This window comes from Vibrio sabulosilitoris (assembly GCF_055391395.1).
In genome coordinates, this window is sequence record NZ_AP029600.1 from 1,578,241 (window position 1) to 1,603,950 (window position 25,710).

28 protein-coding genes and 2 pseudogenes are annotated in these 25,710 nt (G+C 45.1%); 7 read left to right on the forward strand and 23 right to left on the reverse strand.

Annotated features, from left to right (window positions below):
• Positions 1 to 5 precede the first annotated feature (5 nt).
• Positions 6 to 2,147 (reverse strand): anaerobic ribonucleoside-triphosphate reductase, encoded by a 2,142-nt coding sequence (nrdD, locus tag ACZ5R2_RS22565; RefSeq protein ID WP_464903638.1) that lies wholly within the window; start codon positions 2,145 to 2,147, stop codon positions 6 to 8.
• A 249-nt stretch (positions 2,148 to 2,396) separates the two neighbouring features.
• Positions 2,397 to 3,254, reverse strand: a pseudogene (nrdD, locus tag ACZ5R2_RS22570) (anaerobic ribonucleoside-triphosphate reductase); the annotation flags it as partial.
• 294 nt (positions 3,255 to 3,548) lie between these two features.
• On the opposite strand from nrdD (ACZ5R2_RS22570), the gene ACZ5R2_RS22575 reads away from it, so the two are divergent.
• A complete protein-coding gene (locus ACZ5R2_RS22575; protein ID WP_464903637.1) occupies positions 3,549 to 4,451 on the forward strand; it encodes an endonuclease/exonuclease/phosphatase family protein in 903 nt (300 codons plus the stop codon).
• 69 nt (positions 4,452 to 4,520) lie between these two features.
• Here ACZ5R2_RS22575 and azu read toward each other — a convergent pair whose 3' ends face one another.
• From azu to ACZ5R2_RS22595, 4 genes and pseudogenes are all read right to left on the reverse strand, one after another.
• Entirely contained in the window at positions 4,521 to 4,970 is a 450-nt protein-coding gene (gene azu / locus ACZ5R2_RS22580; protein WP_464903636.1) for an azurin, read from the reverse strand.
• Positions 4,971 to 5,217: 247 nt separating this feature from the next.
• Positions 5,218 to 5,688 (reverse strand): 2TM domain-containing protein, encoded by a 471-nt coding sequence (locus tag ACZ5R2_RS22585; protein WP_464903635.1) that lies wholly within the window; start codon positions 5,686 to 5,688, stop codon positions 5,218 to 5,220.
• 172 nt (positions 5,689 to 5,860) lie between these two features.
• Positions 5,861 to 5,956: pseudogene (locus tag ACZ5R2_RS22590) on the reverse strand (DUF924 family protein); the annotation flags it as partial.
• On the reverse strand, positions 5,952 to 6,287 hold the full coding sequence (locus tag ACZ5R2_RS22595; protein ID WP_464903634.1) for a gamma-glutamylcyclotransferase family protein: 336 nt from the start codon (positions 6,285 to 6,287) through the stop codon (positions 5,952 to 5,954). The gene ACZ5R2_RS22595 and the pseudogene ACZ5R2_RS22590, both read right to left, overlap by 5 nt.
• 180 nt (positions 6,288 to 6,467) lie before the next feature.
• Between ACZ5R2_RS22595 and dkgB the strand changes: the two genes are divergently transcribed.
• The gene (gene dkgB, locus ACZ5R2_RS22600) at positions 6,468 to 7,265 is read left to right on the forward strand and encodes a 2,5-didehydrogluconate reductase DkgB (protein WP_464903633.1); all 798 of its coding nucleotides are present in this window, start codon (positions 6,468 to 6,470) and stop codon (positions 7,263 to 7,265) included.
• A gap of 113 nt (positions 7,266 to 7,378) precedes the next feature.
• On the opposite strand, the gene ACZ5R2_RS22605 is transcribed toward dkgB, so the two are convergent.
• The 6 genes from ACZ5R2_RS22605 to ACZ5R2_RS22630 form a co-directional block, all read right to left on the reverse strand.
• Positions 7,379 to 7,705 carry a zinc ribbon domain-containing protein YjdM gene (locus tag ACZ5R2_RS22605; RefSeq protein WP_464903632.1) on the reverse strand — a complete coding sequence of 109 codons (327 nt, stop codon included), beginning with the start codon at positions 7,703 to 7,705 and terminating at the stop codon, positions 7,379 to 7,381.
• A 99-nt stretch (positions 7,706 to 7,804) separates the two neighbouring features.
• The gene (locus tag ACZ5R2_RS22610; protein WP_464903686.1) at positions 7,805 to 8,212 is read right to left on the reverse strand and encodes a GFA family protein; all 408 of its coding nucleotides are present in this window, start codon (positions 8,210 to 8,212) and stop codon (positions 7,805 to 7,807) included.
• A gap of 301 nt (positions 8,213 to 8,513) precedes the next feature.
• A complete protein-coding gene (locus ACZ5R2_RS22615) occupies positions 8,514 to 9,014 on the reverse strand; it encodes a GNAT family N-acetyltransferase (protein ID WP_464903631.1) in 501 nt (166 codons plus the stop codon).
• 305 nt (positions 9,015 to 9,319) lie between these two features.
• A complete protein-coding gene (locus tag ACZ5R2_RS22620) occupies positions 9,320 to 9,796 on the reverse strand; it encodes a GNAT family N-acetyltransferase (protein WP_464903685.1) in 477 nt (158 codons plus the stop codon).
• A gap of 137 nt (positions 9,797 to 9,933) precedes the next feature.
• On the reverse strand, positions 9,934 to 10,269 hold the full coding sequence (locus tag ACZ5R2_RS22625; RefSeq protein ID WP_464903630.1) for a 5-carboxymethyl-2-hydroxymuconate Delta-isomerase: 336 nt from the start codon (positions 10,267 to 10,269) through the stop codon (positions 9,934 to 9,936).
• Positions 10,270 to 10,424: 155 nt separating this feature from the next.
• Entirely contained in the window at positions 10,425 to 10,838 is a 414-nt protein-coding gene (locus tag ACZ5R2_RS22630; protein WP_464903629.1) for a rhodanese-like domain-containing protein, read from the reverse strand.
• A 118-nt stretch (positions 10,839 to 10,956) separates the two neighbouring features.
• Here ACZ5R2_RS22630 and ACZ5R2_RS22635 point away from each other — a divergent pair, with 118 nt between their 5' ends.
• Complete coding sequence (locus ACZ5R2_RS22635; protein ID WP_464903628.1) at positions 10,957 to 11,913, forward strand: helix-turn-helix domain-containing protein; 957 nt, start codon at positions 10,957 to 10,959, stop codon at positions 11,911 to 11,913.
• Positions 11,914 to 12,034: 121 nt separating this feature from the next.
• Here ACZ5R2_RS22635 and ACZ5R2_RS22640 read toward each other — a convergent pair whose 3' ends face one another.
• From ACZ5R2_RS22640 to ACZ5R2_RS22650, 3 genes are all read right to left on the reverse strand, one after another.
• The gene (locus ACZ5R2_RS22640) at positions 12,035 to 12,283 is read right to left on the reverse strand and encodes a DUF3297 family protein (protein ID WP_464903627.1); all 249 of its coding nucleotides are present in this window, start codon (positions 12,281 to 12,283) and stop codon (positions 12,035 to 12,037) included.
• A gap of 124 nt (positions 12,284 to 12,407) precedes the next feature.
• The gene (locus tag ACZ5R2_RS22645) at positions 12,408 to 13,046 is read right to left on the reverse strand and encodes a hypothetical protein (RefSeq protein ID WP_464903626.1); all 639 of its coding nucleotides are present in this window, start codon (positions 13,044 to 13,046) and stop codon (positions 12,408 to 12,410) included.
• Positions 13,047 to 13,216: 170 nt separating this feature from the next.
• Entirely contained in the window at positions 13,217 to 13,612 is a 396-nt protein-coding gene (locus ACZ5R2_RS22650; protein ID WP_464903625.1) for a GFA family protein, read from the reverse strand.
• Between the two features lie 192 nt (positions 13,613 to 13,804).
• Between ACZ5R2_RS22650 and ACZ5R2_RS22655 the strand changes: the two genes are divergently transcribed.
• Entirely contained in the window at positions 13,805 to 14,272 is a 468-nt protein-coding gene (locus tag ACZ5R2_RS22655) for a DM13 domain-containing protein (protein WP_464903624.1), read from the forward strand.
• 99 nt (positions 14,273 to 14,371) lie between these two features.
• On the opposite strand, the gene ACZ5R2_RS22660 is transcribed toward ACZ5R2_RS22655, so the two are convergent.
• Both ACZ5R2_RS22660 and ACZ5R2_RS22665 read right to left on the reverse strand, forming a co-directional pair.
• Entirely contained in the window at positions 14,372 to 15,127 is a 756-nt protein-coding gene (locus ACZ5R2_RS22660) for a ribonuclease H1 domain-containing protein (protein WP_464903623.1), read from the reverse strand.
• A gap of 74 nt (positions 15,128 to 15,201) precedes the next feature.
• Positions 15,202 to 15,423, reverse strand: coding sequence for a VF530 family protein (locus tag ACZ5R2_RS22665; protein WP_464903622.1), 222 nt, complete (start codon positions 15,421 to 15,423; stop codon positions 15,202 to 15,204).
• 159 nt (positions 15,424 to 15,582) lie between these two features.
• On the opposite strand from ACZ5R2_RS22665, the gene ACZ5R2_RS22670 reads away from it, so the two are divergent.
• Positions 15,583 to 16,059 carry a redoxin family protein gene (locus ACZ5R2_RS22670; protein ID WP_464903621.1) on the forward strand — a complete coding sequence of 159 codons (477 nt, stop codon included), beginning with the start codon at positions 15,583 to 15,585 and terminating at the stop codon, positions 16,057 to 16,059.
• 103 nt (positions 16,060 to 16,162) lie between these two features.
• Here ACZ5R2_RS22670 and ACZ5R2_RS22675 read toward each other — a convergent pair whose 3' ends face one another.
• Together ACZ5R2_RS22675 and ACZ5R2_RS22680 are read right to left on the reverse strand one after the other, a co-directional pair.
• On the reverse strand, positions 16,163 to 16,843 hold the full coding sequence (locus tag ACZ5R2_RS22675) for an HAD family hydrolase (protein WP_464903620.1): 681 nt from the start codon (positions 16,841 to 16,843) through the stop codon (positions 16,163 to 16,165).
• 248 nt (positions 16,844 to 17,091) lie between these two features.
• A complete protein-coding gene (locus ACZ5R2_RS22680; protein WP_464903619.1) occupies positions 17,092 to 17,400 on the reverse strand; it encodes a DUF3634 family protein in 309 nt (102 codons plus the stop codon).
• A gap of 280 nt (positions 17,401 to 17,680) precedes the next feature.
• On the opposite strand from ACZ5R2_RS22680, the gene ACZ5R2_RS22685 reads away from it, so the two are divergent.
• Entirely contained in the window at positions 17,681 to 18,082 is a 402-nt protein-coding gene (locus ACZ5R2_RS22685) for a YkgJ family cysteine cluster protein (RefSeq protein WP_464903684.1), read from the forward strand.
• Positions 18,083 to 18,276: 194 nt separating this feature from the next.
• Here ACZ5R2_RS22685 and ACZ5R2_RS22690 read toward each other — a convergent pair whose 3' ends face one another.
• From ACZ5R2_RS22690 to ACZ5R2_RS22700, 3 genes are all read right to left on the reverse strand, one after another.
• Complete coding sequence (locus tag ACZ5R2_RS22690) at positions 18,277 to 18,756, reverse strand: hypothetical protein (RefSeq protein WP_464903618.1); 480 nt, start codon at positions 18,754 to 18,756, stop codon at positions 18,277 to 18,279.
• Positions 18,757 to 19,030: 274 nt separating this feature from the next.
• Entirely contained in the window at positions 19,031 to 20,689 is a 1,659-nt protein-coding gene (locus ACZ5R2_RS22695) for a putative transporter (protein WP_464903617.1), read from the reverse strand.
• A 297-nt stretch (positions 20,690 to 20,986) separates the two neighbouring features.
• Positions 20,987 to 21,667, reverse strand: coding sequence for a hypothetical protein (locus tag ACZ5R2_RS22700; RefSeq protein ID WP_464903616.1), 681 nt, complete (start codon positions 21,665 to 21,667; stop codon positions 20,987 to 20,989).
• 452 nt (positions 21,668 to 22,119) lie between these two features.
• On the opposite strand from ACZ5R2_RS22700, the gene ACZ5R2_RS22705 reads away from it, so the two are divergent.
• Positions 22,120 to 23,172, forward strand: coding sequence for a histone deacetylase family protein (locus ACZ5R2_RS22705; protein ID WP_464903615.1), 1,053 nt, complete (start codon positions 22,120 to 22,122; stop codon positions 23,170 to 23,172).
• A 294-nt stretch (positions 23,173 to 23,466) separates the two neighbouring features.
• On the opposite strand, the gene ACZ5R2_RS22710 is transcribed toward ACZ5R2_RS22705, so the two are convergent.
• Positions 23,467 to 25,524, reverse strand: a complete 2,058-nt coding sequence (locus tag ACZ5R2_RS22710; RefSeq protein WP_464903614.1) for a pentapeptide repeat-containing protein — start codon at positions 25,522 to 25,524, stop codon at positions 23,467 to 23,469.
• Between the last annotated feature and the right edge of the window lie 186 nt (positions 25,525 to 25,710).

Genomic DNA, 25,710 nt, shown 5'->3' on the forward strand with positions numbered 1-25,710 from the left:
CAGTCCTACATGTGCTTAACGCGGCGGATAACTTCTTCTTGCTTACCAGAATTGAATGGACGAGCATCTGGTGAACCTAGGTATCCACAGACACGTCGTGTTACGGATACTTTTTTAGGGTCATGGTTGCCACATTTAGGACATGTAAAGCCTTTACTTGTACATTCGAATTCGCCAGTAAAGCCACATTCATAACACTCATCGATTGGTGTGTTAGTTCCATAATAAGGAACTCTGCTGTAACTGTAATCCCACACGTTCTCAAGAGCTTCAATATTGCGCTGCATATTAGGGAACTCGCCGTAACAGATGAAGCCACCACTCGCTAGTTCCGGGTATGGCATCTCGAAGTCAATCTTGTCGTATGGATTAACTTTCTTCTGCACATCAAGGTGGAAGCTATTGGTGTAGTAGCCTTTATCTGTGACGCTATCTAGTACACCAAACTCTTTAGTATCTAGAGCGCAGAAGCGTGTACAAAGGTTTTCAGAAGGCGTGCTGTATAAGCTGTAGCCCCAGCCACTTTGCTCTTTCCAACCATCAACTTTGTTCTTAAGAAACTTAACGATCTCGATACCTTTCTGGCGAAGAGTTTCGTCATCAAAGATATGCTCGCCATCTTTAGCGTAAAGTGCATTAATAGTCTCGTGAATACCGATGTATCCCATCGAGATTGATGCACGGCCATTCTTGAAGATGTCTAGCACTTCGTCATCCGGGTTAAGGCGAACACCTAAAGCACCCTCAGTGTATAGAATTGGAGCAACACGTGCCTTAACACCACGAAGGCGGTCAATACGAGTCTCTAATGCACGACGTACAAGTTCAGTGCGCTCTTCCATGATTTCATAAAACTTAGCCTCATCACCGTTAGCTTCGATGGCGATGCGAGGTAGGTTAAGACTGACTACACCAAGGTTGTTACGTCCTTCGTGTATTTCATTGCCATTCTCATCAACATAGCGACCGAGGAAGCTACGACATCCCATTGGGGCCTTAAATGAACCAGTGACCTCTACAACCTTGTCGTAGTTCAGGATATCTGGATACATGCGTTTCGAAGCACACTCTAGAGCAAGCTCCTTAATGTCGTAGTTTGGGTCTTCCTTCTTAAGGTTAACGCCATCTTTGATAGTGAACAGTAACTTAGGGAAAACAGCAGTCTTCTTGTTTTTACCCAAGCCCTTGATTCTATTCTGGAAAATTGACTTCTGGATAAGTTTAGATTCCCAGCTAGTACCTAGACCTAGGTTCACACTCAAGAAAGGAGTCTGCCCATTACTTGAGAAAAGCGTATTGATTTCGTACTCAAGACTTTGGAAAGCGTCATAGACCTCTTTCTCTGTTAGTTTACGTGCGTAATCTTCAGGGTTTGGCACATCCCATTCTTTAGCTGTATCTAGGTGCTTCTGATGACTTATCGTTACGTAAGGTGCTAATACCTCATCAAGTCGATTAAGTGTAGTACCACCATAAGTATGGCTAGCTACTTGAGCTACGATTTGAGCAGTGACAGCTGTGGCCGTTTGGATCGACTTAGGTGTGTCGATTTCTGCATTACCCATGCGGAAACCGTTCTTAAGCATGTTCTCCAGATCTACAATCATGCAGTTGAACATTGGGAAGAATGGAGAGTAATCTAGATCGTGATAATGGATTTCACCACTTTCATGAGCTTGAACGATGTCGCGAGGTAGCATGTGGTGCTTTGCGTAATGCTTAGAGATAATGCCTGCAAGAAGATCGCGTTGAGTAGGGATCACCTTGCTATCTTTATTTGCATTTTCATTCAGTAGGTCAGCATTGCTTTGTTCAGTCAAACCTGAAATTTCAGCGCTTAGAGCACTTGCCTTTTCGCGTTGTACATCGCGGTCATGACGATACTCGATGTAAGCACGAGCCACATCCTCATCGACATGCATTAGTTCTTTTTCTACCAGAGATTGGATCTCAGAAATCTCGATCTCGGCTTTACCATTCATTTTCTCGCAAACATTGGCGGCAACGATATCGCCTAGCTCGAGGTTGGTGCAGTCAATACTTTCTGCTGCCGACTGAACAGCATTCTTGATAAGTTGTGCGTTGAAGATAGCCTTTGCGCCATCACGTTTAACCACAACTGCTGATTCGTGTTGTTTCATAATCATGTTCATTTCTCCTTATAGTTTTAGTTTTTAAGCTGCGATTTGGAAGGCTTGTTTTTGTAAGTTTTGCTTTTTCTCAACCTCACGAGAGTATTCTCGCGAAATAACAGCCAGTTCAGCTAGGCGAAATGAATTCTGTAGTGTCATTGAATCGAGTGTTTTAAAGGCTTGCAGGGCTAACGTGAAATTTCCTTGCTCTAGGTAGTACGCACACACACATAAATTTTTCATAAAGTACTTTACTACATAATGACCGTTTGCAGTATGCAGGGTGTTTACTTCGTATTCCAGAGACTGGAAGGCATCGTAACACTCTTTCTCAGTACGTGCGCTGGCAAACGCTTGTGGATCAGGGATTTCCCACTCTTGAGCCACCTTTAAGTGCTTGTCATAACTCGCTTTTACATACGGAGCCAGCACTTCATCGATGCGGTTGATCGTCGTGCCACCATAGATATGGCTCGCCACCTGGGCGATGATCTGCGCAGTCACAGCGGTCGCGGTTGAAATCGACTTCGGCGTATCAATTTCTGCATTACCCATCTTAAAGCCGCGCGTTAGCATGCCTTTTAGGTCGATAAGCATACAGTTGAACATTGGGAAGAAAGGTGCGTAATCAAGGTCGTGGTAGTGGATATCACCCACTTCGTGAGCGTTCACAACGTCGCGTGGCAAAATGTGAGTCTTGGCATAGTGCTTAGCCACAATGCCTGCTAAAAGATCACGCTGCGTTGGAATAACCTTACCGTCTTTGTTGGCGTTTTCGTTGATAAGATCCAGATTGCTCTCTTCGATCAAACCTTCGATCTCACGCGTTAGCACACTCTGCTTTTCGCGTGCGATATCTCGATCATGACGGTACTCGATGTAAGAGCGCGCAAGTTCCTTGTAAGGGCCCTGCATCAGCTCATTTTCAACTAGGGTTTGGATGTCGTGAATGTTTACTTCTTCGCAATCCTCCAGCTTCAATTCAACCGCTAATGCGACATTGAGTGCATAGATAGCGAGCTCTTTGTTGCTGTGTTCTGCCGCGCTCTCTACTGCTGCTTGGATGCGATCACGACAAAATGGTGCACGTGAGCCATCACGCTTGATTACGATAGGATTCACCTTCTCTCCTTACCCCAGCATACTCACAGAGTTATCCACAAATACACTATATAGGGTGCTTTATTATTCGACTGACACTATATATTGTGGGCGTATTTAACGAAATGCACTACCCAAAAGTATTGACCTAGATCAATAAAAACCGACTGCTGTTCAGTTTTGTGGCGATAATTTTAACCCACTCTCGTTATGTGTAGAAACAGTGAAATTTAAAAAAAACCATCAAATAGTCGTTGATCTTTTCAGAGTCCTGCTAGGATAAGGGCTTACGTTTTTATTACGGCTGTAATGTTTATGAAGAAATGGCTCCGCACAGGTCTCACTTTGCTCGTTAGCCTGCTAACCAGTACACAATCTTATGCAACTGATGACTATTTTCCACTCAAAATCGTGTCGTGGAACATTGAGTGGTTGAGCAGCGAGCAGGATCATTCTGTGCCACAAGCGCGGCGCACCAGTGACGACTTTGCAGCCCTTCGTCGCTATTTTGAAATCATGTCGCCCGATATCCTCGCCTTCCAAGAGATCAATGATCTTGAGGCGATCCAAAAAGTCGTCGGGAACAACTACATGATCGTTCTCTCTGACCGCGCCAATGCGCATAATCGCAATCACCAATTTAAAAACCTAAATCAGTACACCGGCTTTGCTATTAAGAAGCGCCTTGCCTTCGAGAATATTACGGATATTCGCTTGAGCAGCAGACGTAACAGCAAGCTGCGCTTTGGCGCTTACATCGTGCTTGCTCCTAAGAGTGAGCAGCCACTGCATCTGCTGTCAGTGCATCTCAAGGCTGGATGCAGTGGGGCTTTTCGTGACAACAGCAACTGTCAGCAGCTTAAGCAACAAGGGCAAGTGTTAGCGGACTGGATTACAGAGCGTGAGAAGACCGGGCAGCATTATGTTATTGCGGGAGACTTTAACCATAACCTTGCCTACCCGAATGATTGGCTGTGGCAAACCTTGAACCAAAGCGGTCAGGTTGAGCTTGCTACCGCCAAGACGCGTGCCAAGTGTAAGGTTCGCTCAAATCGCGATCCCAACCGCCTACACCAGTTTCGCTCACTGATTGATCACATTATTGTCAGTGCGCCACTTAACGCTAGCAAGGTAAGACAAAATATCTACTCGTCTCGCGATGTACTTGACTATCACCTCAGCGATCACTGCCCCGTGATTGCCAATATCGAACAGTAAAAACAAACAAGCCGAGATTGCTCTCGGCTCTGTCATGTATTAGAACGATTACATTATCGCCAAAAAGGGCTATTGAAAAACAAAGGCACCCTTCATGATCGCCCAGTGGCCGGGGAAGGAACAAAAGAAGCTATAATCCCCCCCCGCTTCCATTTCAGCAGTACTAAAGGTGATCGTCGTACTCTCACCACCACCAATCACCTCTGTGTGCGCATACACCCGAGCATCCCCCGGCGGCACATATTGATTGTCGAGTCCTGCCTGCATACCAGCGGTGCCAACCGCTTGCAGATTGGCGGTGTCCGTGATCACCACATTATGTCCCATGGTCTGCACTGGCAGCTTACCAGTGTGGTTAAGGGTTAGTGTCACCTCTGCACAACTTGCAGGCACGGTAATGGTGTCGGTTGAGAACTGCATCATATCGTTAGAGTCGATAGTGACCTCACACTCAGCAGCGTGGACTGAAAAACTCATACCAAGGGCCAACAAGCCCCCTGTGGTTAATTTTGTAAGCATTAGCATTCTCCGTTTATTACTAAAAAGGTACACTGCGTTGCGAGGTTCGGGTTTCACTTCGTTCCGGGGAGCGAGTGATTGATCACGAGATTCCAACCTCTCACACGCCAACGACCTCAACCAGCCGCCGCACCTCTAACTTTTATTTTCCTTTCATTTATAACATGCTAAGCCCTAGTTGGATCACCTGCCATCTTTTGTAACTGCGTTCTGTGTCTAAGCGCGAATTGCTCACAAAATCGAGGCGCTATAGTTTTCGGCCCAAGCGACGCTCAATCTGTTTTTTCTCCCATTTGGCGCCGAGCGGATCAAACAGCTCATAGGCATTGATGCCGTGATTGATGATACCTACCCCCCAACCCAATGCTGGCCACCACGCCCAAATGTAGCCGGCATAGGTCACATAGTTAATAACGAACAGTGTAGTGATCACCAGAAGATAGGTGAAAAGGTGAGAGTAAAAACCTTTTATTGCTCTGACTTGATCAATGACGGTCTGCTCTTGCTCGGTGAGATTGGTGTCTTTGTTACTCATTGTTGGCTCCTGCTGAAGTTGTTCGACTGTGGTTTCAAATACAGCAGCTAAGGATTTCAATGACTCTAGACTCGGTTTTTGACCTCGTTCAATCCGTTGTATCGTGCGAGCGCTCAACCCACTGAGTTGTGCCAACTGATCTTGAGACCATCCTCTTTGTAGTCTTAACTTTCTAATTATCATCTTGCCATCCTTTAGCTGTTTACCCGCCCAACTTAATGCACAAATCTGCCGTCACGGAACGTCATCACCCTGACACAAACACGACAGTTCAATATATTCAACAAGTTAACGCTACATTATCACCCTATCCTTCACCACAATAACGAGAGAAAAATTAGAAGCCAGACTTGGGTTACTTAAGAAATTCAAGCTCCTCTGAGTTAGATTCACGACCCAATATGGTCTTTCGGTGCGGATAACGACCGAATCTATTGATGATTGCCTTATACTAAAACGTGTTTCAACACATAGACATAGGCTTGGCGATGGTCACCCGTAAGCAGCTCGACAGTGGTCAGCACTCTTTGGTACCCATCTCCCTCAAACGCATCCAATTCGCCCCAGTATTTGACCAAATTCGGCGACGAAAATAGATACCCATGGATGCGCTCACCACTGTCAATAAGCTCCAAGCCCGGATATCCCATTGCTGCGCCCCAACCGCTGTCATGCAATCGACCAGTGACAAACGCCCTTGTCCAAGTGCCACCAATATTGTTCAGTACTTGCTCGTTAGGGCAACCTAAAGCCAAGGTGCCGTAGACAAAAAGATGATCCATAGGCGATTTAATATTGTGTTAAAAGTTTATAGAGCGAAAGATTTCTAAGTATAGCCAAGGCAATATTGAACGGTTAATCGGTGGAATCACGGCGTACAATTAATCGCCGTGACTTTACCTCCAGTCTAAGACGATGCAAACTGCTAATCGAGTATACAATAACAACATTAGGAGAACTCTATGACTGTCCCAGCGTTTGGCGTCGGCACCTTCCGCCTCAAAGAGCAAGTCGTGATCGACTCAGTAACCAATGCCCTAGAACTTGGCTACCGCGCGATTGATACAGCGCAGATTTATGATAATGAGGCTGAGGTTGGGCAAGCGATTGCTGACAGTGGCATTGCACGCGAAGAACTCTACATCACGACAAAGGTCTGGGTCGACAAGCTCAACAAAGATGACCTTATCCCAAGTTTAAGAGAGAGCTTGGCGAAACTGAAAACCGACTACGTCGACCTAACGTTAGTTCACTGGCCAGGAGAAGGCACGCAAATCAGCGAATATATGCCTGAGCTTCTTAAGGCGAAAGAGCTTGGTTTGACTAAAGAGATTGGCGTATCAAACTTTAATATCGACCTGATTGAGCAGGCGGCAGAGGTGATAGGTATGGAGCACATTGCGACTAACCAAGTGGAACTCAGTCCCTACCTACAAAACCGTAAGCTAGTCGAATTCATGCAGAAAAATGACATCAAGGTCACGTCATACATGACACTGGCCTACGGCAAGGTGTTGCAAGATGAAACGATTCAAGCGATTGCCGCAGCGCGCGGCGCAACACCAGCGCAGGTCACCCTAGCTTGGGCAATGCACAAAGGTATCGCGGTGATCCCTTCATCAACTAAGCGTGAGAACCTTGAAAGTAACTTGGCCGCGACCAAGCTTGAGCTTACTGAGCAAGAAATCGCGCAGATCGACGCCCTAGAGCGCAATGGTCGCGAGGTTGATCCAAAGGGGCTTGCGCCAGTCTGGGACTAGCCCGTCTGGAACTGCCCGTCCAGAACTACCCGTCCGGAACTACCCGTCTGGAACTAAATCTCCAACCAACAATTCGTCGCGATCTTAGAGGCTAAGATCGCGGCTCATTAGCATTAGGCCTTTTTAACGAATTGCGCGGTCACCATCATCTCCCCCGCTCCATCGACTTTGCAATCCAACTGATGATCTTTGCCTTCTTGGATACGTCGTATGATCGCTTTAGTACCGATCTTAAGGATCATTGAGCTGCCCTTGACCTTGAGATCCTTGGCCAGCGTGACCTTGTCGCCTTCCGATAGCAAAGTACCATTGGCATCTTTAACTTTCAGGCTCAGATCCTCATCAGGATTCCACTCGTGAGCACACTCAGGACAAACGAGTTGGCTTTGATCTTGGTAAACGTATTCAGATTGACAGTTTGGGCATGGAGGCAGTGACATAACAACACACTAGTTAACATTCAAAGGGAATATACTACTGACTCTCTGAGTATGATTCCAGTTGCGTGTTGCCCAAACCTCCACTCATCAAAGCATGCTCTAAAGCTTGTCAGGATAGCCGGGAAACTGCACCAGATCATCGTTCAATTGCAGCCAAGGTGCCTTATCGGCCGCATAAATATGAAAGCTTGGCGCTTGACTTGGCGCATCATCCAGCACACCAAGGCGGATGTTGTAGCGCTGCGTATCGGATTTGATAGAAAACAGGCTAGAACCACAAGTCTTACAAAAAGCCAAGGTCGTGGCTGGAGTTTTCTGATAATAGGTAATGGAGGCTTCACCGCGCGAGAGCGTAAACTTCTCGGCGCTAACCCCACCCGCCGATGAGTAATCTGAGCCGGTAAACTTGCGGCACTCAGAGCACAGGCAGTTGCCCACATAATCAAAGTCGTCATCGACGCTAAATGCCACCGCACCACATAGGCAAGAGCCGGTTAATTTCTTCATCATGGTCTCCCAATTTTAATTGCTGATAACGGAGATAGTATCAGTAAAATTGGGACTGTGAGTGGCTCAAATATTAAGTTACACAAATTCTGGGTGCGGGTGAGCAGCTTAACAGTACGCCAAAGACCTCACTACCGAAGCATAGAGAGGGCTAGGACACTGATTAGGTACGATAGGGCAAGCTACAATGTCAAGTTCTTGTCTGGGTCCTTTCAGTATTTTAAAGAAAATTCTGTCACTTTAGTCTGAAAAGACAATACTTAACACAACTCCTATTTGCAAGACGCCTTACTCCAAACATCTACTCTATAGAAGTCGGATAGGTTGGATGAAGACGAGACATTATCAGCATATCGATGTAGCGACCATTTTTGAATGTACTCAGTCGTTTTATGCCCTCTTTTTCGAAGCCTACCTTTTCATAAAGTGAAGCTGCAGACAAATTATCTGAGTGAACTTCGAGTTCAACTCGAACCAAATTTAGCCAGTTGTCCGCTTGACTGAGAGCCTCAATCATCAAAGATTTACCAACACCTGTTCCTTGACTATTTGGATGAACTGCGATGGCGATCGATGCGCAATGTCTCTCTCGAACTTTACCTGTTAAGAACAAAGTAACATGCCCAACTACCTTACCTTCGATCTCCGCTACTAAGGTGTAGTGCTCTGAGTCTGAAAACAGCCCTGCAACATGAGCAGAGCTTAAGAAAGGTAACTGAGAAGTGTTCTCTGAAACAGATGTAAAGCTATAAATTTCGTGAAGATCTTTACAATCAAAATCTTCCAAACGCCTAATTTTCAATTTGACTCCTTGATAAAAATATTGCAAACAAAGCTTTTCTAAACAAGACCAATACCTACTTTAACAATTTGAAATCTATTAATCTTAGTCAGTTAATGTGTGTATATCGTCTCTCGATTTCATTCTCACTAATATAATAACTATTGGTAATCGAAGTATTATCGCACCCACCACATCCATACGGCTCCTAAGGCACTGCTGTGATCGTTACATAGGAAATATTCCCTGGAACTTAGATTATAAAAGCACACCATGTGTGATCGTGGGGGCGTTTATAGTCACCTCGATGAATTGCACAATTCAATCTAAAGCCGTTTTTCCATTGCCCTCAGTTCCCAAACCTTCCCTCCTAACACTCGTTCTCTAGCTTGAACTGAAGTGGTTTTGAACCCAAGCTTCTCATAACACTTTATAGCCGATTCATTGTGACTAAAAACATATAGAGTCAGCAAGTTAGCATTGAACTCAAGTGCGGCTTTTTGTGTCGCTAATCGCATCATTTCTTGAGCTAAACCTTGTCCACGAAACTCACTTGAAATAAACACTCTACATACATGGAACTCTGACATTGAAACTTGATATAGCTCGATGAAACCAACATTCTGGCCTTCATGCTTCGCTAGATACGGAAACACGCACTCTTGAGCGCAATGATGCTTGATTTGTTGATGTGTAAGAGGAAAATCATAACTGGGGCCACCCCACAAATAATTCAAATCCTTTGAATCAATCCAGTCGATCAACTGTTTATAATCAGGTTTTTCAAATATGATAAGTTCCATTTTTCCTCGTTGGCTATCGCCTAATAAACGTGTAAACCACGCTACCACACAACTCAATGCCAACGCTATAATCACAGGACGAGTTCTAAACCCAAAATATCAAGCGTGTTAAATCGACCTTAAGCTGTTTAACCTACTTAAACGATCAACTTGGCATACCTGCTTCGGTCTATATCGATGACCTCGACAGTTATAGAAGCGCTAGCTAACCGGATTGGTTTCAACTTAGACATAACAGTATTAGACAAAAGTAACTTATCTTGCTCACTGCGGCCAGAGAGAATACGCAGAGTGACGTGAATAAAGCTCCCTTTGGTGGAGCCCGTTTGATAATGTTCATATGCGATACTTCTTACCTTTATATCACTACCATCAGGCTCAAACAAACTCGACTCTAAAGCACCCTGGAAGACTTTTAGATTCAACTCTTCCGGTTCGATGCATGATGAGTGTTCGATAATACAATGGGGCATATTTCGCTCCTCATATATACTCAAATGATCTCTAGAAGCAGACTTCAGAGTCAAGGCTGATTCTCTTACAAAATAGCTTTGTCGTAGCCCTCAAACTCTGCAAGCACCTCCATTAACTGTGATAGCTGCAGTTCATCGCGACGCGAAATACAACGTTATTCGACAACAACGCTTGTATCGACAACTAAGCTAAAGCCTTCATCAATCCAGCCAGTTACACCACCAATCATCTTCTTAACGGGGCGCGATAATTTAGCTAAGCGAATCGCTGCTTTTTCTGTTGCATTGCAGTGAGGTCCTGCACAGTAAACCACAAATAAGGTGTCACTAGGATAGTCCGACAAACTTTGTTCATTGATGCGGGTATGCATTAAGTTAACAGCACTTTCTATATGCCCTCGCTCAAACGCTTCTTTACCGCGCACATCGAGGAGAACAAAGTCTTTTCGATCGTTAGTGATGGCATGGTGTACATCCCAGCAGTCGGTTTCAAAATGTAGCAAGGCTTCAAAGTGGGCCAATGCCTCTTGACTCGGGGCTGCAGCAATTCTGGATACAACTGATGACATAACTCTCTCCTTAAGTTGTGAAGTCGAGAATCATCTTGCAGCACACCGACAAGATTAGCCATTGGCTTGGAAGTCACATTTCGTTAATATTGAGCCAAAATTATTTGCAGGGATAACGATGAAGACTATGCGTGTCGCAATCTTGAGTTTTCCGCATGTAGCCATGTTTGAAATGGCATGTGCAGTCGAACTATTTGGTCTGCCTCGCCCAGAGTTTGAATCATGGTATCAGTGCGAGGTGGTAAGTTTTGAAGATACCCCCTTGGAGACAACTGCTGGCTTAATGTTACAAGCGAAAGCTGTAAAGCAGCTGGACAGCTACGATATGTTAATTGTCCCCAGTTGGCCTGCCGACCAGTCTAATTTGCCCCCCTTGCTAGCTGAACAAGTGTTGCAGTGCTATCAACAAGGAAAAAGGATCGTATCTTTTTGCTCAGGTTCTTTTTTGCTTGCGGCGTTAGGGATTTTAGAGGGGCGGAATGCGACGACACACTGGCGGTATGCTCAAACGTTTCAACAACGCTTTCCTAACCTTAACTATCTGGACGACGTGCTCTACGTGTATGATGGCCAGATCGGTTGCTCAGCTGGCAGTGCCTCTGCTATCGATTTAGGCTTGGAAATCATTCGCCAAGATTTTGGGTATACGATTGCCAACCAAGTGGCCCGGCGATTGGTTATATCGGCTCATCGCCACGGTGGGCAATCACAGTTTGTAGAAACACCTGTACTGGTAGTGCCTAACCAATTTGCACAGTCGATAGACTGGGCTCTAAGTCACCTAAATGAAGAAATCGACATCAACAGCTTGGCTGCTCGCGCCAATATGTCTAGACGCACCTTTGATCGTAAGTTTCGCTCTAGCTTTAATCTCAGCCCCAAGGCGTGGCTCACTCATCAGAGGCTGGAAAAGGCCAAAGTCCTGTTAGAAAATGAAGGCTACAGTATTGAAAAGGTAGCTGAGCTCAGTGGGTTTGAGAATTCAACGACAATGCGCCACCACTTTCGTAAGCTGCTGACCATTTCACCTAATCAATATCGCCAACAATTTGCCGCTAACTCGAGTCTTGGTTGACTTTGATTTACAGTTAGCACCATCGGTGTTCTGTATCTGTTTGCAATGCATGCCAACCTACCCAAGTACTGTAAGGTATGACTTGGTAAAGTCAACATGCAGTTGCTTCCACAGAAAGACTTTATTTGTAGAATGCCTCTACTTCACCTTTCAGTTTGATCAGCATCGGCTGGCCCCAACGGTCTTTTGCCTTTGGTGAAGGGATTTTCACCCAACCTTCGCTGATGCAGTACTCTTCAACATCAGTACGCTCTTTACCGTTTAGACGAATACCAATGTGGTGCTCGAAACATTCAGCCACGTGGAATGGGCTGCGCGGATTGCCCGCTAGGCGATCGGGTAAAGTTGGTTTTGCGTTGTTGTCACTCATAGTTTGAACCTGAGATTGATAATAAAACCGACATTCTAGTTAAAGCGGCGCAAAGCCTCAACCGTCTCTGAGTGAGTTGCGGCAAACTTTATCCGATCATGGCCCTGAAATAACAATAAGTGACTTACCCGTGGGCACTAAGTAGCTGTTTAGGACCAATCGAGGCATACGTTTCGATAAACTTGATAGCGCTCTCAAGGCTGGCGAACTCATTTTTAAAAGATTGGTTTGTATCTGCTATATATTTCATCCGCACCACATAGCCCTCTGGCTGCATAATCAAATCGACTTTGATATTTTTATTGCCAGTCGTGTGGCTTGCAATCAGGTGGCCATGGCTGCAAAGTGCACCCTTCAACTGCTCAAGCAAGGCCTGGTCTTCTCTCTTTTTCCATATCTCTCGATTAGGCTGAGAATAGCGATACAGGCCAATCAATAGCGGAGCGTTCAACAGCCAACTAATGATATACCCGACTAGCGCAGGGAAATACACCCCATAAATAAATATCACCGACTTTAGAATTAGGATACCAGTATGAAAGTAAAACAGATTCCGCCATACGTTGGGAGAAAACAAACGAAACTGCAGAGCGTAGCCTATCAGACCCAAGGCACTAATTAACACCAACATCGACACTACAATCATGATGCCTAACAGATCGAAGTAACCGTGTTCGACCAATAAAAATATACTGTAAAGCCAATCGCCTAACCACCAGGTGGTATAGGCGATAAAACCCCACTTTCTGCATTGATCTTTCATTGAGATTCTCGACTTGGTTGATGGCTATATTTAGCCCGTGTTTTATCAACCTAGTACTGAGCCAACTGCGCTTGCAAACTGCTATATCGATTCCAGACCAAAATGCGAGTCGCCTCTAGCCTACTTGCAATATCGTGTTAGGTTTTTGACCACAATTTACAACTAATGCCTCACTGGCTGCGCTCAACCTCTTTACTCTTGTGTGCAAGCGTATGTGCATGTTGCTCCCAGTTCTGCCCATCAAAATCGGTAATATTGATTTTCTTAATTGGCGTGTCGATGCAGTTCACATTCACATCGATACCATCTGGATTCGAACGCGGAATATAGAAGGGTTTAATACCACACTCTCGGCAGAAGTAATGCTGTGCCACGTTAGAGTTAAAGGTATAAACACTCAAACTCTCTCTCCCAGCGATAAGGGTAAACTTGGAGCTGGGCACGATAAGGTGTAAATAGCCCGATTTTTTACACACTGAACAGTTACACAGATCCGCCTCAATCACCTCTGGCGCTTCAACACTAAACTGCACCTGACCGCAGTGACAACTTCCGATGTATTTCATTTTTCCCTCTGACAAATCTAATGGTGAACACGTTTACGCGTAGTGTGCAGCAGAAAACGAGCCCCCTCAACTGGTGAATGACCGATATCCTGAAAAATATCGTGAACTTACTCCTTAACAACTTGCTAAGTGTTGTTTTGACTATAGTTAGGAAGGATAACCACTAATTAACTAGCCATGGAGGCATAAACAATGCGAGTGATTGGTTTTACCATCTCACACCTAGCAGCATTAGCGATAGGATTTGCACTGGGCATTTACGCTCTGCCAATTTTAATTGCGCCAGAGGCACCGCCTGAATCCACGATAAAAAACGTCGAGGCCAAGGCACAATATACTGCGACCTTTGATAAAAACCGCCAAGACAGCGACTTTCTTCATTGGGGAGAGGGCAAGGTATCGCTCGCGACTGATAGTATCAACTTTGTAGGAGAGTTGGCGCCAGGGCCAGACTACAAGCTTTACCTCTCACCTGAATACCTAGAGACCGAGGATGAATTCAATCGTGTAAAAGCGTCGATGATCCAAGTCGGCGACATCAAGACCTTCAATCAATTCATGCTACCGTTGGGCGATGGTGTCGACATCAATCAGTACAACACGGTGATTGTTTGGTGTGAGAGCTTTGGCCAATTTATTACTTCGGGCCAATATCGATAACACGATGTTGAGTAATATAACGCCAGATGAAATTAAGAGATAAATCAACAAGCCTCATTGACGTGAAGCTTGTTGTTGGCTGTAAAAAGTGGGTTGTAACTAACCGGCGCGCAGCGCCAATATTTGCGTTAGATCGTCGGTATCAGTATATCGACACAGGTTAGGTTCACGTGCTTGTATCGCCACAATCGACATGCGATCCGCCAGCTCATTCCCCTCAATGCCGACATGCCCGTTGACGTGGTGAATGTTGATCTGCGCTTTAATCTGCTGGTACAAGGCATACATAGGTTTGATGATATCGAGGTTTTTTATCTCACCGTCAGACTTAGTCCAACCTTTTTTCTCCCAGCCGACCGCCCACTTAGTCAGACAATCAATGGAATACCTTGAGTCACTGTAGATACCAACGCTATACCCTTGTAACAGCTTCTCCTTGGCAAGCAGCAATGCCTGATTGAGTCCATGCAACTCGGCAGTGTTATTAGTGCCATGCGCCTGATACAAGCCATACCAAAGCTCACTAAGCGTTTGATCTTGGTATACAGCCAAGCCAGTGCCAGCTTCACCTGGATTAGGCTCACAAGCACCATCGGTAAAAATCTTAACCGCGTAGGGCATGGCATCTATCTGACTTTGGGTCAGTGGTGTGGATTTTGGCTTACTAGTCTTTGCTTTGGTCGTTGAAGCCTTGAGCTTCGATGGACGACCAAACGCGGCCTGCGCTTCTTCTAGGCTTGGAAAAGACTTAAAGCGAGCCCCTGAAAAATTGTCTACTTGAGCTTTGCATTGAGCCCAGGAAGTAAAGATCCCCGTCTCGCGACCTTGCCAAACAACGTAATATTTTTTAGCCAAACTGCTCTCCTTGAAAAACACATTGGGGAGGATGAAAGCCCAGATCTACACAGTAGAATTGTGAGCCCCTTCCCTTACTGACAGAAAGTCTCGATATAGAGCGCTTCTACCTTATCGCGTGCCCACTGGGTTCTGCGCAAAAATTTCAACGACGATTTGATAGAGGGGTTGTTATAAAAGCAGTTGATTTGGATCTGTGCATCCAGTCCTTCCCACCCGAAATGTTCGTGCAAACGCACGAGCATCATCTCTAGGGTTACCCCGTGTAATGGGTTGTTGGGTTGTTCTTGACTCATATCGGTTCCTACTGGATGGCAATCTAAACCGCGAGTTTAGCAGAAGATGATGATGGATTTCACCCAAGCTTACTGCTGGTTTAGCAACAGAGTCCAACTTGGTCTGATCGCACTTTAGCCACTACACTGATCACAACCAACACGACAAGGGATGCGACGATGATTCAACAAGGCCAAGCCATACCAAAGGCAACACTCAGTGAGCTGACCAATGATGGCATGATCAGCCATAATACCGATGAGTTGTTTGCTAATAAAAAAGTTGTACTTTTCGCCGTGCCGGGGGCGTTTACGCCGACCTGCTCTGAAGCACACCTACCCGGCTATGTTGTTCTAGCCGATCAAATAAAAGCGGCAGGCGTCGACCTGATTGCCTGTGTCGCTGTCAATGATGCCTTTGTGATGCAAGCCTGGGGTGAAGCCCAAAATGCCAGTGAGATAATGATGCTAGGCGACGGGGATGCCAGTTTCGCCAAAGCGCTTGGGCTGGAGATGGATACCGCGAGCTTTGGTGGTATTCGCTCACAAAGATATGCCATGATTATCGATAACGGTTTAGTCACCCAACTTAACATTGAACAGGGCCAAGAGTTTGAAGCGAGTAAGGCGGAGACAATCTTGGCGGCGCTGAGCTGAGTCTCATCATCAATGAACCAAGGGCGCTCTATATCTAGACTAGATTCATCTTGGTTCATTGATCACTTGCGCTAACCCAGCGGAGGGTCATCAAACCCTGTTACTAATCATTTATCATCTTGGTAAAACGGGTAGCCTGCTTGATTTCATCCATCAAGTTAGTTTTTAGCGCCACATAATCAGCGAATCGGCTTACTTGGTACTGATCTGTTACCAGCATGGTCGCCATACCGAGCGAGCTCGCGCCCCAAATATCCGTCAGCTCTTTATCACTGACGAAAAGTGTGCTCGATGAGTGGCTCCCTGTGCTATTCAAGGCAATTTGAAAGGCTTGTTTGTTGGGTTTACGATAGCCAATATCCGAGGACCAAATAACTCGGTCGAAGTGAGCTGTGAGCCCCCTTTTATCTAAGTCTTGCTGATAGACCTCGCTACACCCAACAACGTTGGCCAGCAGCACCGTTTTGAGCCCTTGGTCCTGCAATACTTCGAGTAATGGCAAGGTATAATCATATAGCTGATTGTCAGCAACAAAGCGTTGGAGATGTTCTATGCCAAGCTGCTCATCAAACGATTGGCCATAGGTAGCAAAAGCCACTTGCCAAATTAACTGCCAATCAGGTTGGGACGTGCTACCAACTCGAGAGAAATCGGCCAGATATCGCTCGATCAGTTGGCCAATTTGATAAGCCTGGCGACTTTCAGAGATTTTGGCTAAAGCACTCGCTAAACACCCTCTTTGACAAAGGGTACCCTCATACTCAAATATCACAGTGTCATACATACGTCCCTGCCTCTTTGACTTAGTCTCTATATAAGTGATTGTTACATAGACAAACTAAGCAAACTTTGAAGCAACGCGAGCAACCCCATTTAACCGAGCTTTCAATTGGCCCAATGTAGCAAGACGTGACCTTGAACACTTCCATCGAACTGTATAGTTATCAAGAAATTAATTATCAAGGCGACCAATCTATAGTGGCGACGTACAGAACGCCACTATCTCAAGCCGATGCTTGGGTTTGATGATGTTCAGGCACGTCTGCCATGTTTTTTTGTCCCACCACTATACGGGTACACGTTGTGGATACGCTGCTTTACCTTAGATGGCACAGACTTGGAAAACACCAGCTTGGTCGTAAAGCGATTTTTGTACACCTTGACCGTGCCCGAAAATGGCTGCTTATGGGCGATATCTTTGCAACCCGATAAAAAACCAACTGGAATTCGACCTTTCTGGCTAGTGAGTTTTCCATTATCGAAAGTCAGTGTCATAATCGGTCGATCTTTAAACACCAGAACAGAGATAACTATTACGGCAAGGACAAGAACGTATTCCATTTTCAGCTCCTAACTAGTTGTTGTTCTTGGCTGATTCTACCAATAGAACCCAGCAAAGCTCATTCATATCTTATAACATGTTCAGGCAAATACGCTCGAACCTAGATAACCGCTCTGTGATCAGTATAACGCTAGCTCAGCAATTGACAGCAGGTAGCAGTTTTGACCTAAATTTGCAGAATCTAACAAGACACCCATGATAGATCACTCATATTAAATCATGCTTTGTTCGCTATGGATGATACACTCACTCGTCAACCCTCTACTCCGGCAACCTATGATGAAAGAATGTAACCAGTGTGGTAAGTGCTGCATTAAATACGGTAATGGTGGGCTTGCTGCGACGCAGGAAGAGATAGATTTGTGGGAGTTATTTAACCCCGATATCTATGAGTATGTGCATGAGGGTAAAATTTGGTTTGACCCACAAACAAAGCAACCTCTCGACCGCTGTCCGTTTCTCGAGCTTTCGCCCAAGCAAACACCTCACGATAACGACAAATTCATCTGTCGCATCTACCACGACCGACCAGAGGATTGTCGTCACTACCCTAGCCTTATCAATGAGATGGTACGCGATGAGTGTGAGATGATAGAGGTCATTGATCTTGATAACCCTAAGAAAGCGCAAAAGTTGTTAGACAAAATAATGATCTCAAGTCGCCCTTCGAGTCACTCTTAGTTGAGTAAGTGCTAATCGGCCAACAATGAGTGAATCTCGTTCAAACACTGACTGAAGCGTCAATAATATACCCAAGTCAACTCAATTCGCATACTTCATAGCCAGTATATTGGCTTTCTTGGGACGAATTTACTCGGGTATATTATTCTTTAATTTTATCACACGACTGTATTCTTCACTTAAAAACATAACTATCAGCTATTTTCTAATTGTGCATCATTGATAACACTGACCCACTCTTTTGCCTTATCCGCATCGTTTTCCAAACTGATAATACCTCTTAACGACCCTTGATATTTTTCGCTATTTCTCTCTATTTGAACCAACGTACTTTCAATCAACTCAGCACTTCCATCCTCTAAAGAAAAGTTCTTTGACATCCTACTGCTAGTCGTTTGTTTAACCAGCCCACCTAACAAGCGCCGAAACATAAATTCCGCCTCTCTAATATACTTGCTATCAGCTATAGATGTTGTGACGAGTAAAGCTTTTGCATCACCACTTTGACTATAAATATAATAAGCATATTTATTAGAGTCATTCATATTACTTGGCGCTACGCGACGAATATTACTTAAGTAGATTTCTCCAGAACCAGTGCCAATCCTACTCAATACCGGTTTTAAGCCAAACTCCGATAGATACCGCTTTGCATCTTCAACACTCCAAGTCATTTCTCCCCCTTAAATTTACGCTGAACAAAATAATCTAACAATACTACTTATTCCATGAACTTATACCATTTATAAAATAAAATTCCATAATTGAAAAATCATATGCAACCTTAATCTACGAATTTGATCTACTGTACTAGCGCTCAATAACAAACGTTTAGCATTAGACATCAAGTAGCAAAAGCAGACTTGTGGAAGCCTGTAAAAACAGTTACCCACTTAAATTTAATTTACCAAAGGATAAGTCTGCTTATTTACTCTTTTCAGGTAGTCATTATCCCGCCCAAAGCGCTATAGCTAATAACTGTGGTAGTAGTATTCTTAAACACATAACTAACGGGTAGACTGTTGCGTATGAGAGGGCGGGTGCACCACTACTTGGATGTATACCGTTAGCAAAAGCCAATGCGGGCGGATCAGTCATCGCACCCGCCAACATTCCACAAATAGTCAAATAATTTAGACCACCAAATATCCTCGCGAAAATACCAACTGTAACGAGGGGAGTGAATGTGATTAGCACTCCATAGCCCATCCAAGACAAGCCATCACCATTGACCAAAGTCTCAATAAAGCCTCCTCCCGATTTCAACCCTACGACAGCAAGAAAAAGGACGATCCCCATCTCTCTTAGAGCTAAACTCGCGCTTGGTGGCATAAACCAATAGAGCCGCCCAATACTCCCTATTCTTGACAGAATCAATGCGACGAGTAGAGGCCCTCCTGCCAAGCCTAACTTAATCGCCGCAGGGAGTCCCGGTAGATAAATAGGTAGTGATCCGAGTAAGACTCCAAGACCAATACCTAAGAAAATCGGCAGCATCTGAACCTGCTTTAATTTCTGCTTCGCGTTACCCAGGAGCTTGCCGGATGAATATATCGCCTCTTTGTGTCCGAGCAGATTCAAAATATCACCGAATTGCAATTGAGTATCTGTATTAGGGACTAGCTCGACGCCAGCTCGGTTAATACGTGAAACAACGACATCATATTGATCTTTCAAGCCTAATTCGCCAATTTTTTTCCCAAGGACATTTTCATTAGTGACCACTATTTTTTGTGATCTCATTTCTGTTCCTTTGGTAGACAAGTTAGCTTTGACCTCTTTACCAATAACCATAGTAGCCTGATTGAGCGCATTTTCGTCACCAACCAAATGCAAGCAGTCGTTCACTTTTACATGGGTTATTGGTTTGGGGATAATGAGCTCTTCACCACGCTTCAATCGTGAGCAAATGACCTCTCCTTTAATCAAGCCAATGACCTCTGATAACTGGAGCCCGTCTAAGTTGTCATTTTGTAACTCAACATTCGCAGATAATAGCCCTTCCCTTTTCTTCCCACTATCTACTTCAAAATTATCAGCCTCCTCGGCCACATCGATTTTAAACCCTAACCTTAACAGCCACATCGTGAGTAATATGCCACAAATACCAAATGGATAGGCGACCGCATAACCCATACCAGTAAGGCCTATAGCCTCACTATTCATACCTAACTCACTAAGAATCTGTTGACCAGCACCAAGGGAAGGAGTATTGGTTACTGCACCAGAAAAAACACCTAAGATAACAGACAGAGGGACTTCAAAAACTGAATAGATAACAACAGAAACCAAGCCACCCAAAGCGACTATTAGCACAGCAAATCCGTTAAGTTTCATCCCTGAGCTTCTCAATGATGCAAAAAAACCAGGACCTACCTGAATACCAATAGTGTATACAAATAATATTAAACCGAATTCTTGGATAAAGTGTAAGGTATGCAGATCGAGTACAATATCAAGAGTTTGAGCAAAATGACCAACAATTAACCCACCAAATAAGACCCCGCCAATCCCTAGGCCAACCCCCCTTATCTTACAATTACCTATCCATAACCCAAGCACTGCAACCAGCGATAATAAGCTGATAGAGAGTGCAATATCACTCATTGCTCTATCTCCTATAGTTTTACTAAACTCTCGATGGAAGCAGCTGTGTGATATTGATTTAGTCAAGCTCGGTAAGAACTGATTTCGCTTTGAGAGCGAAAGGAGTGGTTAGAGAGTTGGCGTACACATCTTAGTGTATTGGAACTGCTATCCAATTTTATGGGTAAACGTTACCACTATATTTTTAACTGTGAATTGACTCAGATCACACTTTAATTTCGAGTTAATAACACTATTGAAATCAAGCTGTAACACCGTCATCCCTGAATCGGTTACTGCCCTTATACCCAAGTGACCTCAAGACGCAATTTTCGCTGGGGTTGATTGATTGGCTGGTGAATTGGTAACGTATACCCTAAAATAAGCAACACATGTTAGGATAATCGCAATCGAGTCAATTACTTGAGCAAAGCTTGATGTCACGAGATAAAGGATCGGTGACAATGCGCCCAATGACTCGCACACATAGCCAATCATCAACTGAGATCCCCAAATCAGCGCCGTAACCAACATCAGTTTCGCTGTACTTTCTTTGCTGTCGGCCCAACTTTCCTCCAATGCAGCAAGCGGTCGCTGATTATTCAGCACGATCTCAAAGTCTGCAAACGCATAGCGAGCGGCCAAATAGATCCCTGGGATGATAAAAACAAATAGACCCAACACAACTACGATACTTATAACCGTATAAATCACAACCAATCGTAACCAAAGACCTAAAGAGACAGACTGCTCAATAGGTTGACCTGAAACCAAACTCGCCATGAGTTTTATTAACTGAGCCATTAGATAGATTTTTATTGAACTAGCAATAATTAGATAGAGTACATAATACCAAGCACTATATTCTGGCAAGGTAAACGATAGTTCAGCCAATGGTCCAACAAGAGCGGTCGTTATAATGAAAGGACCAAAAATTTTAAAAATCGCGGAAGAGTTAACGACAAAAAAATACAGGCAATCAGAAATTAGCTTTTTCATATAGTCTTTGGCTACTCGCTGTGGAAAATGTTAGGAAGTGACACTCTTTTGGGCTGTCTGTGTATTGCTCTGGCACCAAGCACTGCTTGTCTTTGCAGATAAAACTGGCTGTTTCTTGGGGAGATAGAATCAACATGCTGGCTTGTCCGCCGTGGTGGGCTGACCCCACGCACCACAAAGGTCCTTTTGGTTCTCTCGAGTTCTGGTAAATTGTCTACATTGCCCACAACGTTCCATTGCTTCACTTCCTGTGAGAATTGATATTCAACTGTCTGTATACCCAATATATAACAATTGGACGCTTGTGGTGAATACAATTATTTTCCTCTCCGTCCCCAGAACATCGTACCCTATCGATAAGCGATTATTTTATATCAAGCACTTGGTATCACACAAAGATGTAGGTAGGGTAAGTAAAAGCAATGTTACTGTAATTACAAGGATGTAATAAGATGAAGATTGTGTACTCCCCTGAGCATATCCGACATAACACCAAGACAGAGTTATGCGGCGGGCAACTGATCACACCTTTTGAGTGCGCTGCTCGGATGGACTATGTTTGTCAGGCCATTGCTGCAACCGGATTAGGCGAAACTCAACCGCCACTTAGCTTTCCTCGCTATCATGTTGAGCGGATCCACAGTCGAGACTACCTTGAGTTTCTTGATACCTGTTGGCAACAGTGGCAAGCGGCTGGGTTGCAAGGAGAGGCCATTCCCAATGTGTGGCCCTCTCGATCAATGACCAGTCCCCACATTCCCCGCCATATTGATGGCAAACTCGGTTACTACGCATTATGTGGTGAAACTTCTATCGCAGAGAACACCGCCGAGGCCGCCTGGTTATCTGCTAATGTGGCCTTAACCGCGGCGGATCTTATTGCTCAGGGTGAGCGTACTGCTTTTGCACTCGCAAGGCCACCAGGTCATCATGCCTCTAGAGATCAGTTTGGGGGGTATTGCTTTATTAACAATGCGGCAGTGGCCACTCAATATTTGCGTGAGCATGGCTTTTGCCGGGTCGCCCTAATGGATGTTGATTTTCACCATGGTAATGGCACCCAGTCGATTTTTTACGAGCGAGATGATGTGTTCTTCAGCTCCATTCACGGTGATCCCAAAGACGCGTTTCCCTATTATCTAGGCCATGCCGATGAAATTGGTCGAGGAGCAGGGACAGGCTTTAATTTAAATCACCCTCTTCCTGCGGGCACTCCTTACGCTGTATGGGCTGAGAAACTCAAATTGAGTTTGCAAGCATTTAAGCACTATGGGGCAGACGTATTAGTCGTCTCTCTAGGATTGGATACCTATGAACACGACCCGATTAGCTTTTTCAAGATTAAAACCGAAGAATATCTACAAATGGGTCAACTACTTGCAACACTCGGATTGCCGACATTGTTTGTTATGGAGGGTGGTTATGCGGTTGAGGCAATCGGCCACAACACTGTGAATGTACTGCAAGGGTTTGAGCAAGCGAATGCCTCGCTGGATCCTTGTTGAGCCCATCCAGTGCGAGGGCCTTATCTGATTAACTCCTCGCACACATTTTAATATAAAGGTGGGTGTCTATTTGGATGTTCTGTTTCTACCAACTCTAGGTGACGATAGAAAATCTCTCTTAACCTTACAGGCTTTATACCCAAGTGAGTAACTCTCTTCATTTCAAATTGAAGTGGCGGATCTGGTCTGAACTAAGGCAATTAATCAGACTATATCGTCAACTCAACACAAATCGTATCGTTCATTTTTCTAGTGAACGATACGATTTTGGTTAATGATAATAGCTGTCAGGCCTTAACAACCTTTGGGGAATATCCAAACTTCAACAGCACCATTTTTACTGCCAAAATCATCACCTGATGAACCTGGACTCGACGGTGCAGTCTCTTGGGTTGGAGCGCTATTACAGGTAGTGGTGGGAATAATCGACCAACTTCCGCCGCCTGCACCGGCACCACCATCACCCGCACCGCCGCCGCCATAGCCGCCACCGCCGCCTGCTCCACCACTGGAGGTAAAGCTATCATCGGAGTTACCCCCTCTACCGTCAGAACCAACTGAAGGATCACCGTTAACCCATTCACTATTGCGCCCCAAATAGCCTTGGCCACCCTGGCCGCCTATACCATCCTTGCCATCGTTCGCACCACTTCCTCCATCACCCCATTCCTCTGAGCTACCGCCATTCGGACCATCGGTAAAACTTTGTCCGATACCAACCGTGCCTTGCCCCATTATCGATGAGGCAGCAATCCCACCTCTAGCACCATCTGTGCCATCGACGAAGAAACTCGAGTCCTCACCACCGCCGCCACCGCCAGCAATAAGAATGACGTCGTCTTCTAGATCTGTCGGGCTACTTTCCTCCACTAAAACCAGTGTTGATGAGCCGCCATCACCCGCAATATTGCTCAGTGTGCCATTTTCACCGATATAGTAATAAAAGGAGGTTTTCCCATAATTATCGAGAAAGTCAGATAGAGTGGTAACGGTTGATGCGAACCCCCCTTCGCCACCATCTCCACCTGAGGTCCAAAGCCCACCGCTAGAGCCAATGCCCCCCTCTCCACCCCAAGCCAAAATGGCCATCGGCGTGTCGTTATCTAGGGTGACGTCAAACGACGAACTGGCTTGCTCGAACACATCGATGAGCTCAACCGAGGTAATGAGCTCCGAGGCATCTTTCGCTTCGCAGGTAGTGATTGGCGTGCCACCGTCAAGCCCTCCTATTTCTGTGCTGCAGACTTCTTTATCAACGGCCGGTAGCAAGCATTGGTAAACGATATTGCCATCATCGGTCTCGCCTTGCTTTATCGTATCGCAAGGGTTGGTCTCGCCCCCACCAATTGAACTACAAAAGCCCACCGATGTGATGTCACAAATACCGCCATCAGTCCAAGTTGCGCCAACAAGATTGGCGTTATCAAAATCGGTATCGGTCACGGTCGCGTTATCAAGGTTTGAAGGAGACAGCTGCGCACTAGAAAAATAAGCGCCACTCAGATTGGCATTGCTCAGATCAGCATTGGTCATCTCCGAGCCACGAAAGTCGCCGTTGCTCATATCGGCACCACTAAAGTTGGTGCCAGTCAGTGTTGACTCGAAAAGGTCAACATTAGTCAAGATAGCATCACTCAAATCAGCACCAGAAAGGTCGGCAAAGGTCAGAGTTGCACCATTCAAGTCTGCACCGGAAAGATCACACTCCTTGCATGAGTTGGTGGAGATAAGCGTTGTTACATTGTTATCCACGGTTTCATCTGCATAAGCCGACCTGACAAATACATTGCCAACCGCCCTTAATACTCTGGCAACTAACGGATAGTTCTCGCTAATCACGTCAGAGTGAGGACCACCATCAGGCGTAGTCACTAAAAAAGTCACCTCTGTGCTATCAAGGTGTTCGCCGTGACTAAGCACTAAATGATACTCCCCTTCTGATACGATTGCCGTTACGCACTCTTCGTTGGCTGAAACACTGAGTACTTGTGCGCCATCGCTATCGTTAAGCACCATGGAGTGGTCTGAATCACTATTACCGTCCTCAAAGCAAAAGGTATGATTGAGGGCGCGTGAATAGTGATAAGGTATGGAGTCACTGCCTGATTCACGATTCGAGTCAGCTGTGACTGTGGATGAGCTTGGTTCAAGAAAGACAACAAGCGTGCCCCGCTCTGGGTTGGCACGTAGACGACTATTATTCGCAAAGTCGCTCTCGGTTAAAACATCTGTTTGGATCTGGATATTACGAGCACTATCATCATCACTATCACATGCTGTCACAAATAGGAGAGAGCATATTAAAGCAAACGACGTTCGGTATTTTGCTTGGTAATTATTGATATACTGCATTTGAAATCCCTTATAATCTAGCCAGTTTTTTACTGCGTTTAATCATGGGTTATCCCTAAACCCCGGGCGCGTATAGCGTTATTACCCACCTCGATAATGAATCGAGACTGTAATTATAGCCAAGCTTTCATAAGTGCAAGTTAACGAGTGTATTTTACGCTTGTTTTATTTAACCCATGGTAGAGA

Coding starts and splice junctions, on each gene's coding strand:
- nrdD (WP_464903638.1), bottom strand. CDS start 2,147: ATGATTATGAAACAACACGAATCAGCAGTTGTGGTTAAACGTGATGGC.
- ACZ5R2_RS22575 (WP_464903637.1), top strand. CDS start 3,549: ATGAAGAAATGGCTCCGCACAGGTCTCACTTTGCTCGTTAGCCTGCTA.
- azu (WP_464903636.1), bottom strand. CDS start 4,970: ATGCTTACAAAATTAACCACAGGGGGCTTGTTGGCCCTTGGTATGAGT.
- ACZ5R2_RS22585 (WP_464903635.1), bottom strand. CDS start 5,688: ATGATAATTAGAAAGTTAAGACTACAAAGAGGATGGTCTCAAGATCAG.
- ACZ5R2_RS22595 (WP_464903634.1), bottom strand. CDS start 6,287: ATGGATCATCTTTTTGTCTACGGCACCTTGGCTTTAGGTTGCCCTAAC.
- dkgB (WP_464903633.1), top strand. CDS start 6,468: ATGACTGTCCCAGCGTTTGGCGTCGGCACCTTCCGCCTCAAAGAGCAA.
- ACZ5R2_RS22605 (WP_464903632.1), bottom strand. CDS start 7,705: ATGTCACTGCCTCCATGCCCAAACTGTCAATCTGAATACGTTTACCAA.
- ACZ5R2_RS22610 (WP_464903686.1), bottom strand. CDS start 8,212: ATGAAGAAATTAACCGGCTCTTGCCTATGTGGTGCGGTGGCATTTAGC.
- ACZ5R2_RS22620 (WP_464903685.1), bottom strand. CDS start 9,796: ATGGAACTTATCATATTTGAAAAACCTGATTATAAACAGTTGATCGAC.
- ACZ5R2_RS22625 (WP_464903630.1), bottom strand. CDS start 10,269: ATGCCCCATTGTATTATCGAACACTCATCATGCATCGAACCGGAAGAG.
- ACZ5R2_RS22630 (WP_464903629.1), bottom strand. CDS start 10,838: ATGTCATCAGTTGTATCCAGAATTGCTGCAGCCCCGAGTCAAGAGGCA.
- ACZ5R2_RS22635 (WP_464903628.1), top strand. CDS start 10,957: ATGAAGACTATGCGTGTCGCAATCTTGAGTTTTCCGCATGTAGCCATG.
- ACZ5R2_RS22640 (WP_464903627.1), bottom strand. CDS start 12,283: ATGAGTGACAACAACGCAAAACCAACTTTACCCGATCGCCTAGCGGGC.
- ACZ5R2_RS22645 (WP_464903626.1), bottom strand. CDS start 13,046: ATGAAAGATCAATGCAGAAAGTGGGGTTTTATCGCCTATACCACCTGG.
- ACZ5R2_RS22650 (WP_464903625.1), bottom strand. CDS start 13,612: ATGAAATACATCGGAAGTTGTCACTGCGGTCAGGTGCAGTTTAGTGTT.
- ACZ5R2_RS22655 (WP_464903624.1), top strand. CDS start 13,805: ATGCGAGTGATTGGTTTTACCATCTCACACCTAGCAGCATTAGCGATA.
- ACZ5R2_RS22665 (WP_464903622.1), bottom strand. CDS start 15,423: ATGAGTCAAGAACAACCCAACAACCCATTACACGGGGTAACCCTAGAG.
- ACZ5R2_RS22670 (WP_464903621.1), top strand. CDS start 15,583: ATGATTCAACAAGGCCAAGCCATACCAAAGGCAACACTCAGTGAGCTG.
- ACZ5R2_RS22675 (WP_464903620.1), bottom strand. CDS start 16,843: ATGTATGACACTGTGATATTTGAGTATGAGGGTACCCTTTGTCAAAGA.
- ACZ5R2_RS22680 (WP_464903619.1), bottom strand. CDS start 17,400: ATGGAATACGTTCTTGTCCTTGCCGTAATAGTTATCTCTGTTCTGGTG.
- ACZ5R2_RS22685 (WP_464903684.1), top strand. CDS start 17,681: ATGAAAGAATGTAACCAGTGTGGTAAGTGCTGCATTAAATACGGTAAT.
- ACZ5R2_RS22690 (WP_464903618.1), bottom strand. CDS start 18,756: ATGACTTGGAGTGTTGAAGATGCAAAGCGGTATCTATCGGAGTTTGGC.
- ACZ5R2_RS22695 (WP_464903617.1), bottom strand. CDS start 20,689: ATGAGTGATATTGCACTCTCTATCAGCTTATTATCGCTGGTTGCAGTG.
- ACZ5R2_RS22700 (WP_464903616.1), bottom strand. CDS start 21,667: ATGAAAAAGCTAATTTCTGATTGCCTGTATTTTTTTGTCGTTAACTCT.
- ACZ5R2_RS22705 (WP_464903615.1), top strand. CDS start 22,120: ATGAAGATTGTGTACTCCCCTGAGCATATCCGACATAACACCAAGACA.
- ACZ5R2_RS22710 (WP_464903614.1), bottom strand. CDS start 25,524: ATGCAGTATATCAATAATTACCAAGCAAAATACCGAACGTCGTTTGCT.